This is a genomic window from Bradyrhizobium sp. SZCCHNS1050 (assembly GCF_032484785.1).
GTDB lineage: Bacteria > Pseudomonadota > Alphaproteobacteria > Rhizobiales > Xanthobacteraceae > Bradyrhizobium.
Genome location: NZ_JAUETR010000001.1, coordinates 4,388,530 through 4,411,065, shown reverse-complemented (window position 1 = coordinate 4,411,065; position 22,536 = coordinate 4,388,530). Strand labels below are relative to the sequence as shown.

General features: G+C 64.5%; 16 protein-coding genes. 12 read left to right on the top strand and 4 right to left on the bottom strand.

What is annotated here, in order from left to right; genetic code table 11:
- Positions 1 to 147: 147 nt before the first annotated feature.
- The 7 genes from pqqD to QX094_RS19860 all read left to right on the top strand — a co-directional run bounded on the left by pqqD (position 148) and on the right by QX094_RS19860 (position 8,779).
- Positions 148 to 456, top strand: a complete 309-nt coding sequence (gene pqqD, locus QX094_RS19890; protein ID WP_315750212.1) for a pyrroloquinoline quinone biosynthesis peptide chaperone PqqD — start codon at positions 148 to 150, stop codon at positions 454 to 456.
- Positions 453 to 1,646, top strand: coding sequence for a pyrroloquinoline quinone biosynthesis protein PqqE (pqqE, locus tag QX094_RS19885; RefSeq protein ID WP_315750211.1), 1,194 nt, complete (start codon positions 453 to 455; stop codon positions 1,644 to 1,646). Before pqqD ends, pqqE begins: the two co-directional genes overlap by 4 nt.
- The gene (pip, locus tag QX094_RS19880) at positions 1,639 to 2,628 is read left to right on the top strand and encodes a prolyl aminopeptidase (protein WP_315718020.1); all 990 of its coding nucleotides are present in this window, start codon (positions 1,639 to 1,641) and stop codon (positions 2,626 to 2,628) included. The genes pqqE and pip overlap by 8 nt, the downstream gene beginning before the upstream one ends.
- A gap of 176 nt (positions 2,629 to 2,804) precedes the next feature.
- Positions 2,805 to 3,476, top strand: a complete 672-nt coding sequence (locus QX094_RS19875; protein WP_315750210.1) for a DUF4286 family protein — start codon at positions 2,805 to 2,807, stop codon at positions 3,474 to 3,476.
- Positions 3,477 to 3,934: 458 nt separating this feature from the next.
- The gene (locus QX094_RS19870; protein WP_315718018.1) at positions 3,935 to 5,734 is read left to right on the top strand and encodes an FAD-dependent oxidoreductase; all 1,800 of its coding nucleotides are present in this window, start codon (positions 3,935 to 3,937) and stop codon (positions 5,732 to 5,734) included.
- A complete protein-coding gene (locus QX094_RS19865) occupies positions 5,704 to 7,554 on the top strand; it encodes a 2-oxoacid:acceptor oxidoreductase subunit alpha (protein WP_315718017.1) in 1,851 nt (616 codons plus the stop codon). Before QX094_RS19870 ends, QX094_RS19865 begins: the two co-directional genes overlap by 31 nt.
- A gap of 169 nt (positions 7,555 to 7,723) precedes the next feature.
- Positions 7,724 to 8,779, top strand: coding sequence for a 2-oxoacid:ferredoxin oxidoreductase subunit beta (locus QX094_RS19860; RefSeq protein WP_315718016.1), 1,056 nt, complete (start codon positions 7,724 to 7,726; stop codon positions 8,777 to 8,779).
- Between the two features lie 368 nt (positions 8,780 to 9,147).
- Here the strand turns inward: QX094_RS19860 and QX094_RS19855 are convergent, their stop codons facing one another.
- Positions 9,148 to 10,419: a TMEM143 family protein gene (locus QX094_RS19855; protein WP_315750209.1), complete on the bottom strand. Its 1,272-nt coding sequence runs from the start codon at positions 10,417 to 10,419 to the stop codon at positions 9,148 to 9,150.
- Between the two features lie 147 nt (positions 10,420 to 10,566).
- Between QX094_RS19855 and QX094_RS19850 the strand changes: the two genes are divergently transcribed.
- Positions 10,567 to 10,977 carry a VOC family protein gene (locus QX094_RS19850; RefSeq protein ID WP_315750208.1) on the top strand — a complete coding sequence of 137 codons (411 nt, stop codon included), beginning with the start codon at positions 10,567 to 10,569 and terminating at the stop codon, positions 10,975 to 10,977.
- A gap of 25 nt (positions 10,978 to 11,002) precedes the next feature.
- Here QX094_RS19850 and QX094_RS19845 read toward each other — a convergent pair whose 3' ends face one another.
- From QX094_RS19845 to QX094_RS19835, 3 genes are all read right to left on the bottom strand, one after another.
- On the bottom strand, positions 11,003 to 12,541 hold the full coding sequence (locus QX094_RS19845) for a SpoVR family protein (RefSeq protein WP_315750207.1): 1,539 nt from the start codon (positions 12,539 to 12,541) through the stop codon (positions 11,003 to 11,005).
- The gene (locus tag QX094_RS19840; protein ID WP_315718011.1) at positions 12,538 to 13,815 is read right to left on the bottom strand and encodes a YeaH/YhbH family protein; all 1,278 of its coding nucleotides are present in this window, start codon (positions 13,813 to 13,815) and stop codon (positions 12,538 to 12,540) included. Before QX094_RS19840 ends, QX094_RS19845 begins: the two co-directional genes overlap by 4 nt.
- 225 nt (positions 13,816 to 14,040) lie before the next feature.
- Positions 14,041 to 15,984 carry a PrkA family serine protein kinase gene (locus tag QX094_RS19835; protein WP_315718010.1) on the bottom strand — a complete coding sequence of 648 codons (1,944 nt, stop codon included), beginning with the start codon at positions 15,982 to 15,984 and terminating at the stop codon, positions 14,041 to 14,043.
- A 602-nt stretch (positions 15,985 to 16,586) separates the two neighbouring features.
- Between QX094_RS19835 and QX094_RS19830 the strand changes: the two genes are divergently transcribed.
- The 4 genes from QX094_RS19830 to zwf are packed head-to-tail and all read left to right on the top strand — an operon-like array spanning position 16,587 to position 22,536.
- Complete coding sequence (locus QX094_RS19830; protein WP_315750206.1) at positions 16,587 to 17,108, top strand: hypothetical protein; 522 nt, start codon at positions 16,587 to 16,589, stop codon at positions 17,106 to 17,108.
- Between the two features lie 9 nt (positions 17,109 to 17,117).
- A complete protein-coding gene (locus QX094_RS19825) occupies positions 17,118 to 19,964 on the top strand; it encodes a bifunctional transaldolase/phosoglucose isomerase (protein WP_316188097.1) in 2,847 nt (948 codons plus the stop codon).
- Between the two features lie 14 nt (positions 19,965 to 19,978).
- Positions 19,979 to 21,016, top strand: a complete 1,038-nt coding sequence (gnd, locus tag QX094_RS19820; protein WP_315718007.1) for a phosphogluconate dehydrogenase (NAD(+)-dependent, decarboxylating) — start codon at positions 19,979 to 19,981, stop codon at positions 21,014 to 21,016.
- Positions 21,013 to 22,536 carry a glucose-6-phosphate dehydrogenase gene (gene zwf / locus QX094_RS19815; protein ID WP_315718006.1) on the top strand — a complete coding sequence of 508 codons (1,524 nt, stop codon included), beginning with the start codon at positions 21,013 to 21,015 and terminating at the stop codon, positions 22,534 to 22,536. The genes gnd and zwf overlap by 4 nt, the downstream gene beginning before the upstream one ends.

Here is a 22,536-nt window from a genome sequence, read left to right as displayed (position 1 = left end):
ACCTGCCGCGGTGCGCATGGAGAGATCGCCCCACCCCGTTGCGCATCGCGGGCGATGCGCAACGACCCTCCCCCTCCAGGGGAGGGTGGGCACCGCCGATGCCGCGGCATCGGACAGAACGCAACAATCATCGGCTAGAGACCCGCCATGGCCCCGCGTCACATCCAAGTTGCCGAGACCAGCCGCGTGGTGCTGCCGCGGCATGCCAAGCTGAAGTTCGACGAGACCCGGCAGCTCTGGGTGATCCTGGCGCCGGAACGCGTGCTGGCGCCGGACGAGATCGCGATCGAGGTGCTCAAGCTGTGCGATGGCGCGCGCAGCGTCGCTGATATCATCGACGAGCTCGCGGCGAAATATGCCGCGCCTCGCGACGTCATCGCGACCGATGTGGTTGCCATGCTGCAGGATCTCGCCGACAAGGGATTCCTGACCGAGGTTCGGGAGACGACATCATGACCGAGCTGACCGACACCTCACCGCCCATCGACAGCAATGACGGCCTCGCCGTGCTGGAGCGGCGCGGTTCCGTGGCCGAAACCTACGGCATTCCGCTCGCCGTGCTGCTCGAACTCACGCATCGCTGTCCGCTGCAATGCCCCTATTGCTCCAACCCGCTGGAACTCGATCGCGCCGGACAGGAGCTGACCACCACGGAATGGAAGAAGGTGCTGTCCGAGCTCGCCGAGATCGGCGTGCTGCAGATCCACTTCTCCGGCGGCGAGCCGACCGCGCGCAAGGATCTGGTCGAGCTGGTGCAGCATGCCAACGACGTCGGCCTCTACACCAACCTGATCACCTCGGCCGTGCTGCTGACGCGGGAGCGGCTGAAGGAGCTGGCCGATGCCGGGCTGTCCCATGTCCAGATCAGCTTCCAGGGCAGCGAGGCCGGCATCGCCGACCGCGTCGGCGGCTACAAGGGCGGCCACGTCAAGAAGCTCGAGGTCGCGCGCTGGACCCGCGAGCTCGACCTGCCGCTGACGGTCAACGCCGTGATGCACCGGCAGAACCTGCATCAGCTGCCCGACATCATCCAGATGGCGATCGATCTCGATGCCGACCGGCTCGAGGTCGCCAACGTGCAATATTACGGCTGGGCGCTGAAGAATCGCGCCAGCCTGATGCCGACCTACGCCCAGCTCGAAGAGACCGACCGCATGGTCGAGGAGGCGCGCGAGCGGCTGAAGGGCACGCTGACGATCGACTACGTCGTGCCGGACTACTACGCGCTGCGGCCGAAGAAGTGCATGGGCGGCTGGGGCCGGCAGTTCTTCAACATCTCTCCCTCGGGCAAGATCCTGCCCTGCCACGCTGCCGAGAGCATCACCGGGCTCGACTTCATGTCCGTGCGGTCGAACCATTCGATCGCCTGGATCTGGCAGAACTCCGAGGCCTTCAACCGCTACCGTGGCACCGGCTGGATGAAGGAGCCGTGCAAATCCTGCGAGTTCCGCGAGATCGATTTCGGCGGCTGCCGCTGCCAGGCGTTCGCGCTGACCGGCGATGCGGGGAATACCGATCCGGCCTGCACGCTGTCGCCGCTGCACGAGAGCATCTTCAAGCAGGCCGAGCGTGACGCGGCCTCGGGCAAGGACCGCTTCCTCTATCGCAACTTCGCCGGCGGCACGCCCGAGAGCAATGATGCCTGACGCCGAAGCCGGCCGCGCCTCCGCGCGCCGCAGCGATCCGTTCGCGCCGCTGACGTCGGAATGGCTAGATGTCTCCGGCGGTCACCAGATCTACGTCGAGAGCAGCGGCTGCGCCGCCGGCATCCCCGCCGTCTATCTGCATGGTGGGCCGGGCTCCGGATGCCAGCCGGATCACCGCCGGCTGTTCGATCCCGAGCGCTTCCATGCCGTGCTGTTCGACCAGCGCGGCGCCGGCCGCTCGCGTCCTGCGCGCAGCCGCGACAACAACACCCTGCCCGACCTGATCGCCGACATGGAGGCGATCCGCGAAAAGTTCGGTTTCGACCGCTGGATCGTCGCCGGCGGCTCCTGGGGCGCCACCTTGGCGCTGGCCTATACGCAGGCGCACCCGACGCGCGTCACGGGGCTGGTGCTGCGGGCGACGTTCCTCGGCACCCGTGCGGAAGTGGAGACGGCATTCGGCGAGACGCTGGCGCGCTTTCACCCTGCCCTGCACCGCGACTTCCTGGAGATGCTGCCGGAGAACGAACGCGCCAACCCGTGCGACGCCTATTTCCGCCGCATCCTCGATCCCGATCCGGCGATTCATGGCCCGGCTGCGCGCGCCTGGCACGACACCGAGCGGGCGCTGTCCGAGATCAAACCCGCCCGCGCCCATCTGGATCGGCTCGCCATCCGCTCCGGCACCGCCTTGCCGGCGACGCCGTTCATGGAGGCGCATTACTTCTCGCAGGACAGCTTCATGGCGAAAGGCCAGTTGCTGCGTGATGCGAGCAGGCTCAGCGGGATTCCCGGAATCATCGTGCAGGGCCGCTATGACCTGCTCTGTCCGCCCTCCACCTCCGCGCGCCTGGCCGAAATCTGGCGCGACGCCGAAATCCGTGTCGTCGAAGCCGCAGGTCACAATCTTTATGATCCCGGCATCCGCGATGCGGTCATGAAAGCCATCTGCGATATGGCGACGCGCACGACTGCGCCTTAAACACATGGTCATCTCTCCTCATCCTGAGGAGCCATGCGCGGCATGGCGTCTCAAAGGATGAGGCCCCAGACATCCCCCGCCTCATGGTTCACCAGGCAATGCGCAGCATTGTCCGGGAGACGCGCCAAGTGACGCCCTCACCATGAGGAATTGGCCGCTGAACAAGGACATCTGCAATGCCCATCGCCGGGAAAGGCATGCTTTTGACATCGATGAACATCGATGCTGAGCATGAAGCCGATTTCAACCATTGGTATGACAGCGAGCATCTCGAAGAGCGCGTGGCCATCCCCGGCTTCATCGAGGCGCGACGCTATGTCGCCGAGCAGGGCAGCCCGAAATATCTCTGCCTGTATTCGACCGAAACGATCGACGTGCTCGACAGCGCGGCCTACCGCGCCCGGCTGGAGTCGCCGACGGAATGGTCGAAGGCGGTGATGGCGCGGTTCAAGAACATGATCCGCAGCGTCGCGCGCATCACGATCTCGATCGGCGCCGGTCGCGGCGCCGTGCTGGGCATCATCCGCCTGCGGCCCAAACCCGGGCAGGACAAAGCGTTGCGCGACGCGCTGCAGGTCGAGCTCGACCCAAGCAAGCTGAGGGGCATCATCTCAATGCATCTGCTCGAAGGCGATGCCGACCTCTCCGGTCCCGCGGCCGGAGTTCCTGCGAGCTCGCGCGATGCCGACTGGTTCATCCTCATCGACGGTACCGACAGTCATGCCATCGCCACCTTGATGACCACCCGCTTCGCGGCGATCGACGGTCCGCTGGCGACGCAGATCTCGGCCGGCATCTATCGCCTGATGTGGGACTTGAGCCGCGCCGACATCGCGGCGGCGAAGTGAGTTAGATCCCGCCTCTCTCCACATCGTCATGGCCGGGCTCGTCCCGGCCATCCACGTTGTGCGGCATCCTGGGAACGACGTGGATGCCCGGGACAAGCCCGGGCATGACGGCGGAGTGCGTGGCAACCCGCGTGCTCCACCCTCCATTCTTTAATTTATCATCATCCTCGCAATCTATCGTCACCGAAAATGCCGCATCGCAACACGTGGCAGCATCAGGCCGGCAATGCGGCGCCGCACACTGTGCATGAGGGGCAGCTTTGCAAATTTGCCTTTGTGCGCGCCTTGGAATGGCTCTAGTCTGATAAGACTATTCAATTGAGCCATTCAAAAAACAGAAGGGCGACGAACAGGACCTGCTCCGGACCCACATCGATCCCTAGCCGATCCTGAACAAGCAGTCGTCCTCACGTCAGGAAGGCCGCGCGCTCATGGTTCGCCGCGCGGACAGGGTATGAATGAGAGCGACTGATATCTCGGCCCCCGACTACTTTCACAAAGTGGTCGACTGCCAATGGGCTTGTCCCGCACACACTCCGGTCCCTGAATACATCCGCCTGATCGCTGAGGGTCGCTACAGCGACGCCTACATGATCAATTGGAAATCGAATGTATTCCCGGGCATTCTCGGACGCACCTGCGATCGCCCTTGCGAGCCCGCCTGCCGACGGGGGCGTGTCGAGGAAAGCCCGGTCGCGATCTGCCGCCTGAAGCGCGTTGCGGCCGATTTCAAGGACGACATCCATCAGCGCCTGCCGCGCCCTGCCCCGAAGAACGGCCGGCGCATCGCGCTGGTCGGCGGCGGCCCGGCCTCGCTGACGGTGGCGCGCGATCTCGCGCCGCTCGGCTATCACTGCACCGTGTTCGATGCCGACCCAAAGCCCGGCGGCATGATGCGCTCGCAGATCCCCAAATTCCGCCTGCCCGACAGCGTCATCGACGAGGAGACGGGCTACGTGCTCGGCCTCGGCGTCGACTACAAGGCCGGACATCGCGTCGACAGCCTCAAGACGCTGCTGGCCGAGAACTATGATGCCATCTTCATCGGCTCCGGCGCGCCACGCGGCCGGGAGCTGAACATTCCCGGACGCAAGGAAGCCGCCGCGAACATCCATCTCGGCATCGACTGGCTCTCCAGCGTCTCGTTCGGACACACCGACAAGATCGGCAGGCGCGTGATCGTGCTCGGCGGCGGCAACACCGCGATGGATTGCTGCCGCACCGCGCGACGGCTCGGCGGCGAGGACGTCAAGGTCATCGTGCGCTCCGGCTTCGAGGAGATGAAGGCGTCGCCCTGGGAGAAGGAGGACGCGCTGCACGAGGACATTCCGATCCTCAACTATCTCGTGCCGGTCGCCTTCAATCACGACAATGGCAGGCTCACCGGCGTCACCTTCCAGAAGGTGAAGGCCGAATATGACGCCAGCGGCCGTCGCTCGCTGGTGCCGTCGGGCGAGCCCGACGTCACCTATGAGTGCGACGACGTGCTGGTCGCCGTCGGCCAGGAGAACGCGTTCCCCTGGATCGAGGCCGATTGCGACATCGCGTTCGACAAATGGCACATGCCGGTGGTCGATCCGACAACCTTCGTCTCGACCAACCCGAAAGTGTTCTTCGGCGGCGATGCGGCGTTCGGTCCGAAGAACATCATCTGGGCGGTCGCCCAGGGCCACGAGGCGGCGCTGTCGATCCACCGCCTGCTGTCCGGCGAGGACATCACCGAGCGGCCGCTGCCCGAGGTGCATGTCTCCTCGCAGAAGATGGGCATCCATGAATGGAGCTATGACAACGACGTTTCGTCCGAGAAGCGCTTCAAGGTGCCGCACCGCGACAAGGTGGTCGCGCTGAAGGACATCCGCGCCGAGGTCGAGCTCGGCTACGACGTCAAGCTCGCGCTCGGCGAGGCGCATCGCTGCCTGAATTGCGACGTGCAGACGGTGTTCTCCGACACGCTGTGCATCGAATGCGACGCCTGCGCCGACATCTGTCCGATGGACTGCATCACCTTCACCGACAACGGCGAGGAGGCGGATCTGCGTTCGCGCCTGAAGGCGCCGGCGCCGCATGTCGACCAGAGCCTCTACGTGTCGTCGGATCTGAAGACCGGGCGGGTGATGGTGAAGGACGAGGACGTCTGCCTCCATTGCGGCCTGTGCGCCGAGCGCTGTCCCACCGGTGCGTGGGACATGCAGAAATATTTCATCGAGACGACTCACGCAGGTAACGCATGTCCCAGCAAGCGCCGCTCAGCAGCGTAAACGACTTCGTCGTCCGCTTCGCCAACGTCAACGGCTCCGGCTCGGCCAGCGCGAACGAACTCTTCGCGCGCGCCGTGCTCCGCCACGGCGTGCCGGTCAGCCCGCGCAACATCTTCCCGTCGAACATCCAGGGCCTGCCGACCTGGTACGAGGTGCGCGTCACCGAAGCGGGCCATCTCGGCGCCCGCGGCGGCGGCACTGATCTGATGGTGGCGATGAACCCGCAGACCTGGGACAAGGACGTCGCCGGTATCGCGCCGGGCGGCTATCTGTTCTACGATTCCACCAAGCCGATGCCGGCAACCAAGTTCCGCGACGACATCACCGTCATCGGCGTCCCGCTGACCGCGATCACCAACTCGACCTATTCGGATCCGCGCCAGCGCCAGCTGTTCAAGAACATCATCTATCTCGGCGCGCTCTCAGCGCTGCTCGACATGGATCCGAAGCTGATCGAGCAATTGATCGGTGAGCAGTACAAGGGCAAGGAGAAGCTGCTCTCCTCCAACGTCCACGCGCTGCATCTCGGCCGCGACTGGGCGCTGCAGAATTTGAAGTGCCCGATCGGCCTGCGCATCAAGAAGGCCGACAAGGTCGGCGACCGCATCTTCATCGAGGGCAACAACGCCGCCGCGCTCGGCGCCGTCTATGGCGGCGCCACGGTCTGCGCCTGGTACCCGATCACGCCGTCGTCGTCGCTGGCCGAAGCGTTCAGCAACCACTGCAAGAAACTGCGGCACGATCCGGAAACCGGGCAGGCCAAATACGCGATCGTGCAGGCCGAGGACGAGCTCGCCTCGATCGGCATGGTGGTTGGCGCGTCCTGGAACGGCGCCCGCGCCTTTACCACGACATCGGGCCCCGGCGTGTCGCTGATGACCGAGTTCATCGGCCTCTCCTACTTTGCCGAGATCCCGGCCGTGATCATGAACGTGCAGCGCGCCGGCCCCTCGACCGGCATGCCGACGCGGACGCAGCAATGCGACCTGATCGCCTGCGGCTATGCCTCGCACGGCGATACCAAGCATGTGATGCTGTTCCCCGAAGATCCGGCGGAGGCGTTTGAGTTTGCCGCTGCGGCGTTCGACCTCGCCGAGCGGCTACAGACCACGATCTTCCTGATGCTCGATCTCGACATCGGCATGAACCAGCGGCTGTCCCGGCCGCTGAAGTGGGACGACGCCAAGCAGTATGACCGCGGCAAGGTGATGACGGCGGAAATGCTCGACGAAGGCCGCGACTTCGGCCGCTATCTCGACGTCGACGGCGACGGCATTCCGTTCCGCACCTACCCCGGCACGCATCCGACGAAGGGCTCCTACTTCACCCGCGGCACCTCGCGTGACCGCTACGCGCGCTATTCCGAGGAAGGCGCCGTCTATGCCGACAACGTGCAGCGCCTGCTGCGCAAGTTCCAGACCGCGCAGGACATGGTGCCGCGGCCGCTGCAGGCCAATGCGAGCAAGCCGACCAGATATGGCGTGATCTATTTCGGCTCGACCGCGCCGGCGATGGACGAGGCAATCGGACTGCTGGAGGCGCGCGGCTGTCAGCTCGACCGCCTGCGCATCCGCGCCTTCCCGTTCCATTCGAGCGTGGCGAGCTTCATCGCCGAGCACGACTTCGTCTATGTGGTCGAGCAGAACCGCGACGCGCAGCTGCGCCAGCTGATCGTCACCGAGAACGGCATCGACCCGGTCCGGCTGGTGCCGATCCTGCATTATGACGGCACGCCGATCACGGCGCGCTTCATCGCCGATGCGATCGGCGACCACCAGGACCACATCAAGGTCACACCGCTGCGCAAGGCGGTGTCATGACTTTACAGCCACTCTCTCCACGGTCATGCCCGGGCTTGACCCGCCTGCGCGGCCGGAGCCGCTCCGGCGCGGCGAAGGCCCGGGCATCCACGCCTCTCTTTCCTCGGACTCCCACGTGGATGGCCGGGACAAGCCCGGCCATGACGGCACTGGGCGACAGGGTGCTCTCATGACCTACATCGCAAAGCCGAAATTCCAGCATCCCGGCATCAAGAAGAACGCACTCGGCTACAGCCATCGCGACTACGAGGGCAAGATCTCGACCTTGTGCGCCGGCTGCGGCCACGATTCGATCACGGCCTCGATCATCGAGGCCTGCTTCGAGCTGTCGATCGAGCCGCATCGGGTGGCAAAAATCTCCGGCATCGGCTGCTCGTCGAAGACACCGGACTACTTTCTCGGCAATTCGCACGGCTTCAACACCGTGCACGGCCGCATGCCCTCGGTGCTGACCGGCGCCAACCTCGCCAACCGCGAGCTGATCTATCTCGGCGTCTCCGGCGACGGCGATTCCGCCTCGATCGGCTTCGGCCAGTTCGCCCACGCGATCCGGCGCGGCGTGAACATGACCTATATCGTCGAGAACAACGGCGTCTACGGCCTGACCAAGGGCCAATTCTCGGCGACCGCCGACCGCGGGTCGAAGTCGAAGAAGGGCGTCACCAACACCGACAATCCGATCGACCTGGTCGGCATCGCGCTGCAGCTCGGGGCCACCTATGTGGCGCGGTCGTTCTCCGGCGACAAGAAGCAGCTGGTGCCGATCATCGAGGGCGCCATCCGGCACAAGGGCGCGGCGTTCATCGACGTCATCAGCCCGTGCATCGCGTTCAACAATCACGCCGGCTCAACCAAGAGCTTCGACTATGTCCGCGAGCACAACGATGCCGTGAACCGGTTGGACGTGCTGACCGGGCGCGATCCGATCGAGATCGACCAGGATCCGGGCACGGTGCAGATCGTCGAGCAGCACGACGGCTCCAGGCTGGCGCTGCGCAAGATCGACGCCGACTACGACCCGCACGACCGGCTCGGCGCCATGACCTTCCTCCAGAAGCATGCCGCGCAAGGCCAGATCGTCACCGGCCTGCTCTATGTCGACCCTGAGGCCGACGATCTGCACAGCCACCTCAACACGGTGGAACGCCCGCTCAACCGGCTGGAGGCCGCGGATCTGTGCCCGGGCCAGGCCGCGCTCGACAAGATCAATGCGAGTCTGCGCTAGGCAGACCGCTGCGTGGAGAGCGTGCGCTCTGTAACCGTCCTTCGAGACGCCCGCCTCCGGCGGGCTCCTCAGGACAAAGGTGGAGTGCATTGCGCCCGCTTCTGGCGGGGCTATCGCATTTCACAATCGGAGTTTTGCGCTTGTCTATCTCCACGTCATGGCCGGGCTTGTCCCGGCCATCCACGTCGTTCGGCACGCTGATAACCACGTGGATGCCCGGGACAAGCCCGGCCATGACGGAGTAACTAACTATCAGATCGTTCGTTGCGACAGCTCGGCATATCCTGGTGAGCCGCGCCCTCGCTCCTCATCATGAGGAGCGCCGCAGGCGCGTCTTGAACCATGAGGCCCGTCATCGTTGATGACGATTACGCCCGCAACGCGCTTGCCCAGACGCGATCGAGCTGCGCGATCGCCTCGCGCAGCGGCAGCGCGGACAGCGCGTCATCTCCGCCGGTCACAAGGCCGAACTCCCGCAGCCTGATCAAGGCCTCCTCGACATTGAACGCGCGGCTCAATCCAAACATCTGCTGCAGCAACTCCTCGACATGGCTGCACAATGCTGCACGCGAGAGCGGCACCGACGCCAGCAGCAGGCCGCCATAGGCCAGCATCGCTTCCTTCCAGTCCTGGTCCTCGGCCTCGCCGATCAAATAGTTGAAGATGCCGGAATTGTTGTTGACGTTGCGGAAGTAGATGTTGTCGGTGACCTGCTTCTGATGGATCAGCGACTGGCGATGGAAGTTGCCCCATTGCCGCAGGATGAAGGCGCCGAGCGCGAACAATCCCGACAGCGCCGCCAGCGCCTGCTCCGTATCGTTGTCGTGCACGGTGCCGCTGAGGCCGAGATAAAAGCCGGCGACGATGAACAGCACGGTGAGCGTCGAAGCCAGCTTGAGCAGGATCGGTACGCCGCCGACCAGCGCCGGCACGCCCAGCGTCAGTTGCTCGCGCAGGCCCATGACGACGCGGACGTTCGGCAGCAGCGCCTCGAGGTCGAAGCGCGCGATGTGGCGGAAATATTTGAACAGCACCGCGCCGCCGCGGATCTTGTTGCGGCCACGCCAGGCGGCGGTCTTGCGCTTCTTCTGAGACGGCTCGTCTGGCCTGGTCGCGACCATCAGGATGATGTCGTCGTAGACCTCGATCTCCTGCTTGCGCCTCCGCAGGCCATACAGCATGGGGACCTCGATGGTCTCTTGATGCGTGCCGCGCCGGAACATGCGGACGGCGCGAAAGTCGGAGACCGGCGCCCTCAGCTTGACCCTGACAAGCGCGTGCTCGGCGAAGGCGCGCTCGATCTCATCGTGGCTGATCTCGATGAAGTTCGCTTCGCTCAGCACCCGGACGAATTCGTCGGTGAGGTTGCAATAGGCGGTGTCGAGCTCCTGAGCGGAGCGATGGCGGCCGGCGGGGACCTCGGGATCGAAGTCGAAATAGACGTCGCGCAGCCGATCGAGCTCGTCGAAATATTCGTGGTGCAGGATGGCGCCGAGCATGTGCGCCAGCTGGCGCAGGTCGGCCGCCAGGGCGTCATCCAGGCCGCCATGCGAAATGACGGTGTCCAGGACGTCGGACTTGCGTATCGGAATGAACCGGTCCCGCCGATCCGTTGCCGCCGTCTCCTTTGGTCCAACCACGCGCCTTACGCCCGAGCTTTGATCATCGTCCGCAACGGCCGGCTGCAACCACCCGGCCAACGGCGGGCACCATAGCGGGCTCATCAGCCTTGCGCCACTCGACGCGGGATGGAAAAGCTTGGTGAGGCCGGCCGGGAGGGAGAGATCGTGACCAATGATGTAAAGAGGGTGTCCGCATTTCGCGCCATTCGCGCCATCGACTACACGGTGATCCTCGCCCGCGACTGGGACGTCATGCGGCAGTTCTACGAGGAGGTCCTGGGCTTTCCGCTGCTCCGGGAACTGTCGCAGGGGTGGATCGAATTTCAGATCGGCTCCAACACGCTCGCGCTCGCTCGGCCGCAGCGGCTGACATCGCACCAGCCGACACCGCCGGGAAGCGCGGCGCTTCAACTCGCCTTCAAGGTGGGACGCGTCGACGTCGACCGCTGCGCGGCCGAGCTGACGGAGAAGGGCGTCGCGCTCCTGGAGCAGCCGAGGGACCAGCCCTTCGGCCATCGGACGCTGTTCTTCAGGGATCCCGACGGCAATCTGCTGGAGATCTTCGCGGAAATCTGACGTCGCTCAGGGCTTGGCGGCCGCGCTAGGCGGCCGCCGGTTGTATCCGGGGATTGAGCACGTACTCCTTCAGCACCTTGTCGGTGGCGGCGTCGACTTCGACCAGCGACACGTCGTAGCTCCAGAGATCGGCGAGATGCTGCAGCACGCGCTTGGTGTCGGTCTCGTTGAGCTGGGCGCCCTTGACCACCGTATGTCGCAGCATCAGGCGGCGATCGCCGGCGAGATCGACATCGACCACCTCGATGTTCGGGTCGATGTAGCCGACATCGTACTGTTTCGACAGCTCGCGCCGGATGCGACGATAGCCGCGCTCGTCATGGATGGCGTCGACCAGGATGCCGGCGCGTTCGGCCGGATCGTCATGCAAATGGAACAGCTTGAAGCGCCGGATCAGGTTGGGGCTGAGGAACTGGCTGATGAAGCTCTCGTCGCGATAATTCGCCCAGACGTCACGCAGCACCGCCATTTCGTCGCCGGTGCCGGCGATGTCCGGAAACCATTCGCGATCCTCGTCGGTCGGGTCCTTCACGATGCGCTCGATGTCCTGCATGATCGCAAAGCCGAGCGCATATGGGTTGAAGCCGGAGAAGCGCGGATCGTCGAACTCCGGCTGGAACACGACGTTGGTGTGCGACTGCAGGAACTCCAGGAAGTTGCCGTCGGTGAGGCGGCCGTCCTGGTGCAGCCGGTTCATGATGCGATAGTGCACATAGGTCGCCGTGCCCTCGTTCATGACCTTGGTCTGGCCCTGCGGATAGAAATACTGCGCGATGTGGCGAACGATGCGCAGCAACTCGCGCTGCCAGGGCGCCAGCCGCGGCGCGGTCTTCTCCAGGAAATAGAGCAGGTTCTCCTGCGGGAGGCCGAGCAGCGCGCGGCGCCGCTCGACGTTCAGCATCGCATTGGTCTTGACCGGGCCGGTCGGCACCGTGCGCCAGAGATCGTTGAACTGGCCCTCCTCGTAGAGCCTGCGCTTGCCGGCGCGCTTCTCCTCCTCGCGGAAGTCGAGCTTCTTCTTGCCCGGATAGCGGTCGACGCCGTGCGACATCAGCGCATGCGCCGCGTCGAGCGTATGCTCGACCGCGAGCCGGCCATAACGCTCCTCGCATTGCGCGATGTAGCCGCGGGCGAAATCGAGATAGTCGAGGATGCCGTCGGCGTCGGTCCACTGCTTGAACAGATAGTTGTTCTTGAAGAAATGGTTGTGGCCGAACGCCGCGTGCGCGATCACCAAGGTCTGCATCGTCGCCGTGTTCTCCTCCATCAGATAGGAGATACAGGGCGAGGAGTTGATCACGATCTCATAGGCGAGGCCCATCAGGCCCTTGCGGTACGAGGCCTCGTGATAGGCGAAGTGCTTGCCAAACGACCAGTGTTTGTAGAACAGGGGCATGCCGACCGAGGAATAGGCGTCGAGCATCTGCTCGGCCGTGATCACCTCGATCTGGTTGGGATAGGTGTCGAGCCCGAGCTCCTTCTCGGCGACGGCTTCGCAGGCATCGTGGATGCGCTGCAGGGTGAGGAAATTCCAGTCTGCGCCCTCGAACAGCAACCCGCTCATGACGCCGCCCTCTCCTGCGTGGTGCCGCGACGCTGAAACAGGTCGTGGAACACCGGGAAGATCTCGCTGCGGTCGCGGACCTTGCGCATCGACAGCGGCTCGCCATTGGCGCGCAGCCGCTCATACAGCGACCACAGCGCCGAGTCGGGCATCTCGAACGAATAGGTGCCGGATTCGCCGACCTCGAGATAGGCGAAGAACTGCGACACCGGCAGGATGTTGTCGGTCAAGAGCCGCGCGACGTTCTCGGAATCCGAGGTGGCGTTGTCGCCGTCGGAGGCCTGCGCCGCGTAGATGTTCCAGTCCGACGGGCGGAAGCGCGAGCGGACGATGTCGTGCATGCATTGCAAGGCGCTCGACACCAAGGTGCCGCCGGACGCCGGTCCGTAGAAGAACGTCTGCTCGTCGACCTCCTCGGCGCGATCGGTATGGCGGATGAAGACGATCTCGACATGGCGGTAGCGCCGGGTCAGGAACACGTAGAGCAGCATGTAGAATCGCTTGGCGAGGTCCTTCATGTGCTCCGACATCGAGCCGGACACGTCCATCAGGCAGAACATCACGGCCTGTGCGATCGGCTTCGGCACGGCCTCGAAGCGCCGGTAGCGGATGTCGATCGGGTCGATGAAGGGGATGCGCTTGGCCTTCGCCTTCAGCGCCTCGATCTCGGCCAGAAGCGCGGCGCGCTTGTCGTCGTCGGTCTCCTGCTCCAGCTGGGCTTCGAGCTCGGCAATCGCCTCCGGCCGCGGACGGCGCAGCGCGACGCGGCGGGCCAAGGCGCGGGTGACGGTGCGGCTGATCGAGATATTGGCCGGCGAACCCGAGGTCGAATAGCCCGCGCGTACCAGCCCCTCGCTCTCGGCCTCGGCGAATTTGCGCTTGGCGAGATCGGGCAGTTCGAGATCGTCGAGGAAGAGGTTGACGAACTCCTCCTTGCTCAGCACGAAGCGGAACGCGTCCTCGCTGTCGCCTTGTCCGGGCGCCGACTTGCGGCCGCTGCCGTCGCCGGAGCGCGGCAGGATGTCGCCTTCGACGAACTTCTTGTTGCCGGGCAACACCATGTCGCGGGTGCCGCCCTCGCGGCGGAAGCGAGGCTCGTCCATGCCGTCGAGCGGGATCGAGACCTCGCCGCCCTCCAGCACGTCCTTGATGTCGCGGTCCTGCGAGGTCTTCTTGACCGCTCCCTGAACCAGGGCCTTGGCGCGGCGCAAAAATCGCTGGCGATTTTCGAGACTTTTGCCGCCCGGATTCAGGCGCCGATCAATGATGTGCATGACCACGTTCCATACGCCTCCTGCTGCAGCGGCTTCGACTCCTGCTCTCCCCCGCCGCGATGCCGCGGTGCAGTATCGGACCCGACACTGCAACGGCACCCTCTGCCTGTCCGACGCCTCCCAGCGAAGCTCAGCGTCGAACGTTTCGCTCGTTTCGTAGCCCTGGCGCCGACGTCAGACCGATGGCCTGCCGCACCTGCAGTGAACATCGGCGCCGGACCACGATCAACCCGCCTGCTTCACGCGCATGTACCACTCGACCAGCCGGCGGACCTGCCGCTCGGTGTAGCCGCGTTCGACCATGCGCGCGACGAAGTCGTCGTGCTTCTTCTCGGTCTCGCCGTCCTTCTTGGTACCGAACGAGATGACCGGAAGCAGATCCTCGACCTGCGAGAATATCCTCTTTTCGATGACTTCGCGGATCTTTTCGTAGGAGGTCCAGGACGGATTTTTGCCACCATTCTGGGCCCGGAAGCGCAGCGAGAACTTGACAACCTCGTTGCGGAAATCCTTCGGGTTGGCGATCCCGGCCGGCTTCTCGATTTTGGTCAGCTCCTGGTTCAGCAGCTCGCGATTGAGCAGCTGTCCCGTATCGGGATCCTTGAAGTCCTGATCCTCGATCCAGGCATCGGCGTAGTCGACGTAGCGGTCGAACAGGTTCTGGCCGTAATCGGAGTAGGATTCCAGATAGGCCTTCTGGATCTCGTGACCGATGAACTCGGCGTAGCGCGGCGCCAGATCCGCCTTGATGAATTCGAGGTAGCGCTTCTCGATCTCCTCGGGCAGTTGCTCGCGCTTGATCGACTGTTCCAGCACGTACATCAGATGCACGGCATCGGCCGACACTTCCGCCGTGTCGTGATTGTAGGTCGCAGCCAGCACCTTGAAGGCAAAGCGCGTGGAGATGCCGTCCATGCCCTCGTCGACGCCGGCGGCGTCGCGATATTCCTGCACGCTGCGCGCCTTCGGATCGGACTCCTTGAGGCTCTCGCCGTCATAGACCCGCATCTTGGCGTACAACGTCGAATTCTCGTGCTTGCGCAGGCGCGACATCACCGAGAATCTGGCGAGCGTGTCCAAGGTCGCGGGCGCGCAGGGCGCGGCGGAGAGCTCGGAGCCCTGGATCAGCTTCTCATAGATCTTGCGCTCCTCGGTGACGCGCAGGCAGTACGGCACCTTGATGACGCAGATCCGGTCGATGAAGGCCTCGTTGTTCTTGTTGGTCTTGAAGCTCTGCCACTCCGCCTCGTTGGAGTGGGCGAGGATCACGCCATTGTAGGGAATCGCGCCGATGTTCTCGGTGCCGATATAGTTGCCCTCCTGCGTCGCCGTCAGCAGCGGATGCAGCATCTTGATCGGCGCCTTGAACATCTCGACGAATTCGAGGATGCCCTGGTTGGCGCGGTTGAGGCCGCCCGAATAGGAGTAGGCGTCGGGATCGTTCTGGGCGTAGGTTTCGAGCTTGCGGATGTCGACCTTGCCGACCAGCGAGGAGATGTCCTGGTTGTTCTCGTCGCCGGGCTCGGTCTTGGCGATGCCGATCTGGCGCAGCCGCGACGGCTGGATCTTGGCGACGCGGAACTGCGAGATGTCGCCGCCGAAGGCTTCGAGCCGCTTGTAGCACCACGGGCTCATCAGGCCCGACAGGCGGCGGCGCGGAATGCCGTATTTCTCCTCGAGCATCGGGCCCAGCGTGTCGGGATCGAACAGGCCGAGCGGCGACTCGAACACGGGGCTCAACTCATCTCCCGCCTTGAGCACGTAGATCGGATGAGTTTCCATCAACTGCTTCAACCGTTCGGCGAGCGACGACTTGCCGCCGCCGACCGGTCCGAGCAGATAGAGGATCTGCTTGCGCTCTTCGAGACCCTGCGCGGCGTGACGGAAGAATCCGACGATGCGCTCGATCGTGTCTTCCATACCGTAGAAGCCGGCGAACGCGGGATACAGCCGAACCGTCCGGTTCAAAAAAATACGGCCAAGGCGTGGGTCCTTGGCCGTATCGATCATCTGAGGCTCACCGATCGCAGCTAGTAGTCGTTCAGCGGCGTTCGCGTATCGCATCGGGTCGGTTCGACACGATTCTAGATATTCCTGCATCGACATGTCGGTCTGGCTGCGTGCCTCGAACGACCTTGCGAACGCGTTGAACAACGAATCGTTGTACATGATCCCTCTCCACGTAGGTTCCGCTGCACTGCTGCAACGGGCCGAGATCCAAGTACGTTCCTGCTGATCCCGAACCGACTCAGAGTGAAGCGCGCTAGCCCCCATTGGGCACCGTCTTCGTCCTTTTCCGCAACGCAAAGTGCATGCAGCATATGCCCTATCAACATGCACTTCGCTCAATAGTTCGGCAAACGCCGGCCGACTCTCCCCATTTGTACCCCATTGTCTCTGCTTCGCAACATCCGCAATACCCCGGCACCGTAGTCTTCCTGCGCCGCACAAGGTGTTGTGAAGCCACGTGAACTGGTGGCGTGACAGCTCCGGGATCAGTCTGTCTTCCGGAAGTGAACCGCGAGTGAACGCCAACGGTCGCGCAGCTGCGCCAGGCAGCGAATGTCTCATTCGTGGCGCGACATGATGCGCGCCGGCCACGGTGGTCGAACAGATGGCCCCGCTGCGCGCACGTCAACCATCGCTCACGCGACGTCATCGTGATCAGGCGAGCGATGAACGCGCGCATCTCACAGCCATCCGCACACATGTTCACCGCTAGAATCGAATGCCGTGACGTAACGCGCGGCCGAAACCGGACGGATCACTCGATGCTGATCATTGCCATGATCAGGTTGCGGCTCGCCACCGAATGTCTGCAAGCAGAAAGCATCATGGGTTATCCGCCGATCACGAGCCGCAGCCGACGCGACAATCGCAAGACGCTCGCCTTGATCCGTGACGTGAGGCACCATTACCCAGAACACATGTGGCCGCTTTCCGGCATTGCAAGGCGGAGAAGGTTTGATCGACGGCATTTGCTCGCGACGATGGGAGACCTCCGGCGCGCGGGTGTCGCGGAGGCCGACGCGAGCCGAACGCTGGCCGCGCTTGGCGAACCTTCGCCACGCCTTGGTCGAACGGTCGGCAGCAGGCTTCAGGCTGCCTGCACGTCTCCCGCGGGGCGCGCGCCGCCGGCACGTCGAGCCCGGCGCGAAGCTCTTGGGATTCCAGAGGGATCAATCCATTATGAATGGCGTTCTCCTGTGGGCTGGCGCATAGTTGTTCATGTGAGGTCCACGACCTGGCAGGCCGCCAGGCGGGAACCCGAAAAAGCAAGCCGACGCACATAGATAGGCATCATGAATCCGGTCAAAGCTCTCGAAGAACACGGCCAGGCGGTCTGGCTCGATTTCCTCGCACGCGGCTTCGTCGCCAAAGGCGACCTGAAGCGGCTGATCGATGAGGATGGCGTCAAGGGCGTCACCTCGAATCCCGCGATTTTCGAGAAGGCGATCGGCAGCTCCGATGAATATGACGCGCCGATCGCCACGGCGCTGAAGAACGGCGATCGATCGCCGACGCAGCTGTTCGAGGCCGTCGCCGTCGAGGACATCCAGAATGCTGCCGACGTGCTGCGGCCGGTCTACGACCGCTTCGATGGCAATGACGGCTTCGTCAGCCTCGAAGTCTCGCCCTATCTGGCGATGGACAGCAAAGCGACCATCACCGAGGCCGAACAGCTCTGGAAGGCGGTCGACCGCAAGAATCTGATGATCAAGGTGCCGGCGACCGACGCCTGCCTGCCGGCCATCCAGCACCTGATCTCCAAGGGCATCAGCGTCAACATCACCTTGCTGTTTTCGCAAGACGTCTACCGGCAGGTCGCCGAAGCCTACATTGCCGGCCTCGAGGCCTACGTCGGCGCCGGCGGCGATCCGTCGCATGTCGCCAGCGTGGCGTCGTTCTTCGTCAGCCGCATCGACAGCGTGGTCGACAAGCAACTGGACGAGAAGATCGCCCAGGCCAACGATCCCTCGGAGAAGGAGCGGCTGGCGGCGCTCAAGGGCAGGACCGCCATCGCCAACGCCAAGATGGCGTATCAGGATTACAAGCGGCTGTTCGCAGGCGCGCGCTGGGAGCGGCTGGCCGAGCAAGGCGCCAAGCCGCAGCGGCTGCTCTGGGCCTCCACAGGTACCAAGAACAAGGATTACAGCGATGTCCTCTATGTCGAGGAGCTGATCGGGCCGAACACCGTCAACACCGTGCCGCCGGCCACGCTGGACGCCTTCCGCGATCACGGAGAGGTGCGCGACAGCCTGGAGGAAGACGTCGACGCCGCCCAGGCCGCCCTGGAGGATCTGGCGAAGACCGGCATCTCGCTCGACGACATCACCGCAGATCTCGTGGTCGACGGCGTCAGGCAGTTCGCGGACGCCGCCGACAAGCTCTACGGCGCGGTTGCGCACAAGCGCGCCGTCGTGCTGGGGACAGGACTTGGGCAGCAGACGATCGCCGTTGCTGCTGATCTCGAGAAGAAGGTCGCCTCCGCGACCGAGGACTGGCGCAAGGACGCCAGGATCCGCCGGCTCTGGCATAAGGATGCGACGGTCTGGACCGGCCATGACGAGCACAAATGGCTGGGCTGGCTGACCAGCGCGGAGAAAGCCGATATCGCCGATTATGAGGACTATGCGCAGCGGGTGAAGGGACAGAAGTTTTCCGACGCCGTGGTCCTTGGCATGGGCGGCTCCAGCCTCGGGCCGGAAGTGCTCGCCGAGACGTTCCCGCGCAGGGCCGGCTTCCCCAGGCTGCACGTGCTCGATTCCACCGACCCCGCGCAGGTGCGCGCGATGGAGAAGGCGATCGACATCACCCGTACGGTGTTCATCGTCTCCTCGAAGTCGGGCGGCACCACCGAGCCGAACGCGATGAAGGACTACTTCTTCGCGCGCGTCTCCGAGGCGATCGGGCCGAAGAAGGCCGGCCATCGCTTCATTGCCGTGACCGATCCCGGCTCGTCGCTGGAGAAGGCGGCCAAGGCGCAAGGCTTCGCCCGCATCTTCCACGGCGAGCCGACCATCGGCGGCCGCTATTCGGTGCTGTCGCCGTTCGGCCTGGTGCCGGCCGCCACCGCCGGCATCGACGTGCGCAGGCTGATTACGCAGGCGCTGTCAATGGTGCGCTCCTGCGGGCCCGACGTGCCGCCGCCGCAGAACCCGGGCGTTCAGCTCGGCTTGGCGATGGGTCTCGCCGGCCTCGAAGGCCGCGACAAGATAACGATCTTCGCCTCGCCCAAGATCGCCGATTTCGGTGCCTGGGCCGAGCAGTTGATCGCGGAGTCCACGGGCAAGGAAGGCAAGGGCCTCATCCCGATCGATGGCGAGCCAGTCGCCTCGCCCGAGGTCTACGGTCATGATCGCTTCTTCATCGACATCAGGATCGGCGGCGACGACGTGGCCGGCCATGATGCAAAGCTCGCCGCGCTCGAGGAGGCCGGCCATCCGGTCGTGCGCATCGTCATGAAGTCGATCGACCAGCTCGGCCAGGAATTCTTCCGCTTCGAAATGGCGACCGCCGTTGCCGGCGCCGTGCTCGGCATCAACCCGTTCGACCAGCCCGACGTCGAATGGGCCAAGATCAAGACCCGCGAGCTGACGGCGGCGTTCGAGCAGAGCGGCGCGCTGCCGGCCGAGGAGCCGGTGGTCTCGATCAAGGGCTGCGAGCTCTACACGGATGCACAGAACGTCGAGAGCCTGCGCGAGCATGGCGCCGACGGCACGCTCGCGTCCTGGCTGAAGGCGCATCTCGGCCGCGCCGGCGACGGCGACTACATCGCCCTGCTCGGCTATATCGACCGCAACGCAGGCAATATCGACACGCTGCAGCGGATCCGGCTGAGGCTGCGCGATGCCAAGCACCTCGCCACCTGCGCCGAGTTCGGTCCGCGCTTCCTGCACTCGACCGGCCAGGCCTACAAGGGCGGTCCGGACAGCGGCGTGTTTCTCCAGATCACGGCCGACGATGCCCAGGATCTGCCGATCCCCGGGCAGAAGGCGAGCTTCGGCGTGATCAAGGCGGCGCAGGCGCGCGGCGACTTCGACGTACTCACCGAGCGCGGGCGTAGGGCTCTTCGGGTCCATCTCAAGGGCAATCTGAAATCGGGCCTGAAGATGCTCGACAGCGCGATCAGTGAAGCGCTGAGCTAGGAAGGGCATCGTCGATGCAATTGGGAATGATCGGTCTCGGGCGGATGGGCGGCAACATCGTGCGCCGCCTGATGCGCGCCGGACACGCCTGCGTGGTCTATGATCGCGACGCAAAGGCCGTCGCCGCGCTGGTTTCCGAGGGCGCCACCGGCGCCGCGAGCCTCGAGGAGTTCGTCGGCAAACTCGCCCTCCCGCGGCACGCCTGGGTCATGCTGCCGGCCGGCAAGATCACGGAAGCCACCGTCGAGCAGCTCACCAAGCTGATGAGCCGAGACGACGTCGTCATCGACGGCGGCAACAGTTTCTGGCAGGACGACGTCCGCCGCGGCAAGGCGCTCAAGGAGCGCGGTCTGCACTACGTCGACGTCGGCACCTCCGGCGGAGTCTGGGGCCTCGACCGCGGCTACTGCATGATGATCGGCGGCGACAAGCCGGTCGTCGACCGGCTCGATCCGATCTTCGCGACGCTAGCGCCAGGCATCGGCGACATCCCGCGCACACCGGGCCGTGACGGCCGCGACCCGCGCGTCGAACAGGGCTACATCCATGCGGGGCCGACTGGCGCCGGCCATTTCGTCAAGATGATCCACAACGGCATCGAATATGGCCTGATGCAGGCCTATGCCGAGGGCTTCGACATCCTCAGGAATGCGAACAGCGCGGCGCTGCCCGAGGCGCATCGCTTCGACTTCGATCTCGCTGACATCGCCGAGGTGTGGCGCCGCGGCAGCGTCATTCCGTCCTGGCTGCTCGACCTCACCGCCAGCGCGCTCGCGCGGCAGCCCGGTCTGGAGAAATATTCCGGCTACGTCGAGGATTCCGGCGAGGGCCGCTGGACCGTGAATGCGGCGATCGACGAAGCGGTGCCGGCCGAGGTGTTGACCGCCGCCTTGTTCGCCCGTTTCCGCTCGCGCCAGGAGCACACCTTCGCGGAAAAGATTCTCTCGGCGATGCGCGAAGGCTTTGGCGGGCACAAGGAGCCTGAACAGCACCCAGACCCGGCGCGCCAGAGCGCGCCCGAGATCGTCAAGCCCAGGGACGACCGCGCGTGACCCCGCTGCATCCGCACCAGCCGCAACATCAGAAGCCTGACGCTTGCGCCTTCGTGATCTTCGGTGTGACCGGCGATCTGACCCATCGGCTCGTCTTGCCATCGCTTTACAATCTCGCGGCCAATCATCTGCTGCCGGACAGGTTCTGCATCGTCGGCATTGCCCGCAAGGGCACGTCGAGCGAGCAACTGCGCGACAATCTCATGGAAGGCCTACGCAAATACGCCACACGCCCGATCGAGGATGAGATCGCGCAGCGCCTGTTGCAATGCGTGACTGCGATCGAGGCCGATCCGAAGGAGCCGGAAAGCTTCGATCAGTTGAAGGCGAAGCTGGAAAAGCTGGAAGCCGCGCGGGAGACCCACGGCAATCGGCTGTTCTATCTCGCGACGCCGCCGAGCGCCTTTGCGCCGATCGCGCAACAGCTCGGGCGCGTCGGGTTGCTGCGCGAGGACGGCAAGGCTTGGCGCCGCCTCGTGGTGGAAAAGCCGTTCGGCACCGACCTCGCCTCGGCCAAGAAGCTGAACGACGAGCTTCTGCAGCTCGTGACCGAGCACCAGATCTACCGGATCGATCATTACCTCGGCAAGGAGACGGTGCAGAACATCCTGGTGCTGCGTTTCGCCAATGGCATGTTCGAGCCGATCTGGAACAGGCATCACATCGACCACGTGCAGATCACCGTCGAGGAGAAGCTCGGCGTCGGCACGCGCGGCAGCTTCTACGACGCGACTGGCGCGCTGCGCGACATGGTCCCCAACCATCTATTCCAATTGCTGTCGCTGGTGGCGATGGAGCCGCCGGCACGGTTCGATGCGCATACCGTCCGCTCCGAGAAGGCGGAGGTGCTGTCGGCGATCCAGCCGTTGAGCGAACGGGAGGCGTTGCTCAATTCGGTGCGCGGCCAGTACACGGCTGGCATGATCGGCGATGCCGAGCTACCCGACTATCTGAGGAGCAAGGACGTCCGCCCCAACAGCACCACCGAGACCTATGCCGCCTTCAAGCTCACGATCGACAATTGGCGCTGGGCCGGCGTTCCGTTCTATCTGCGCACCGGCAAGGCGCTCGGCGCCAAGCGCACCGAGGTCGCGATCAAGTTCCGCCAGGCGCCGTTCGCGATGTTCAGTTGCACGCCGATCGAGACCCTGGCCGAGAACTATCTGGTCATCGGCATCGAGCCGACCCAGAGCATCACGCTGCAGTTCAACACCAAGGTGCCCGGCCCCACCATCCGCACCGATGGCGTGCAGATGAAGTTCAATTACAAGGACTATTTCCAGGCCGAGCCCGCCACCGGATACGAGACGCTGATCTATGACTGCATGATCGGCGACAACATCCTGTTCCAGCGCGCCGACAGCGTCGAGGCCGGCTGGAAGGCCGTCGAGCCGTTCATCGGGGCGTGGAAGAAGGCCGGCCGCGATGGCCTGCATTCCTACGCGGCCGGCAGCGAGGGACCTGAGGCGGCGGCCGATCTCCTGGCCCGCGACGGCCGCAGCTGGCGCAAGCTGATTTAG

What these genes read in the sequence shown, in the direction of transcription:
- QX094_RS19840 (WP_315718011.1), bottom strand. Translation starts at nt 13,815, where the DNA reads ATGCACATCATTGATCGGCGCCTGAATCCGGGCGGCAAAAGTCTCGAA.
- pip (WP_315718020.1), top strand. Translation starts at nt 1,639, where the DNA reads ATGCCTGACGCCGAAGCCGGCCGCGCCTCCGCGCGCCGCAGCGATCCG.
- QX094_RS19830 (WP_315750206.1), top strand. Translation starts at nt 16,587, where the DNA reads ATGCTGATCATTGCCATGATCAGGTTGCGGCTCGCCACCGAATGTCTG.
- QX094_RS19835 (WP_315718010.1), bottom strand. Translation starts at nt 15,984, where the DNA reads ATGTACAACGATTCGTTGTTCAACGCGTTCGCAAGGTCGTTCGAGGCA.
- QX094_RS19865 (WP_315718017.1), top strand. Translation starts at nt 5,704, where the DNA reads ATGTCCCAGCAAGCGCCGCTCAGCAGCGTAAACGACTTCGTCGTCCGC.
- QX094_RS19860 (WP_315718016.1), top strand. Translation starts at nt 7,724, where the DNA reads ATGACCTACATCGCAAAGCCGAAATTCCAGCATCCCGGCATCAAGAAG.
- pqqD (WP_315750212.1), top strand. Translation starts at nt 148, where the DNA reads ATGGCCCCGCGTCACATCCAAGTTGCCGAGACCAGCCGCGTGGTGCTG.
- QX094_RS19845 (WP_315750207.1), bottom strand. Translation starts at nt 12,541, where the DNA reads ATGAGCGGGTTGCTGTTCGAGGGCGCAGACTGGAATTTCCTCACCCTG.
- QX094_RS19875 (WP_315750210.1), top strand. Translation starts at nt 2,805, where the DNA reads ATGCCCATCGCCGGGAAAGGCATGCTTTTGACATCGATGAACATCGAT.
- gnd (WP_315718007.1), top strand. Translation starts at nt 19,979, where the DNA reads ATGCAATTGGGAATGATCGGTCTCGGGCGGATGGGCGGCAACATCGTG.
- pqqE (WP_315750211.1), top strand. Translation starts at nt 453, where the DNA reads ATGACCGAGCTGACCGACACCTCACCGCCCATCGACAGCAATGACGGC.
- QX094_RS19870 (WP_315718018.1), top strand. Translation starts at nt 3,935, where the DNA reads ATGAGAGCGACTGATATCTCGGCCCCCGACTACTTTCACAAAGTGGTC.
- QX094_RS19825 (WP_316188097.1), top strand. Translation starts at nt 17,118, where the DNA reads ATGAATCCGGTCAAAGCTCTCGAAGAACACGGCCAGGCGGTCTGGCTC.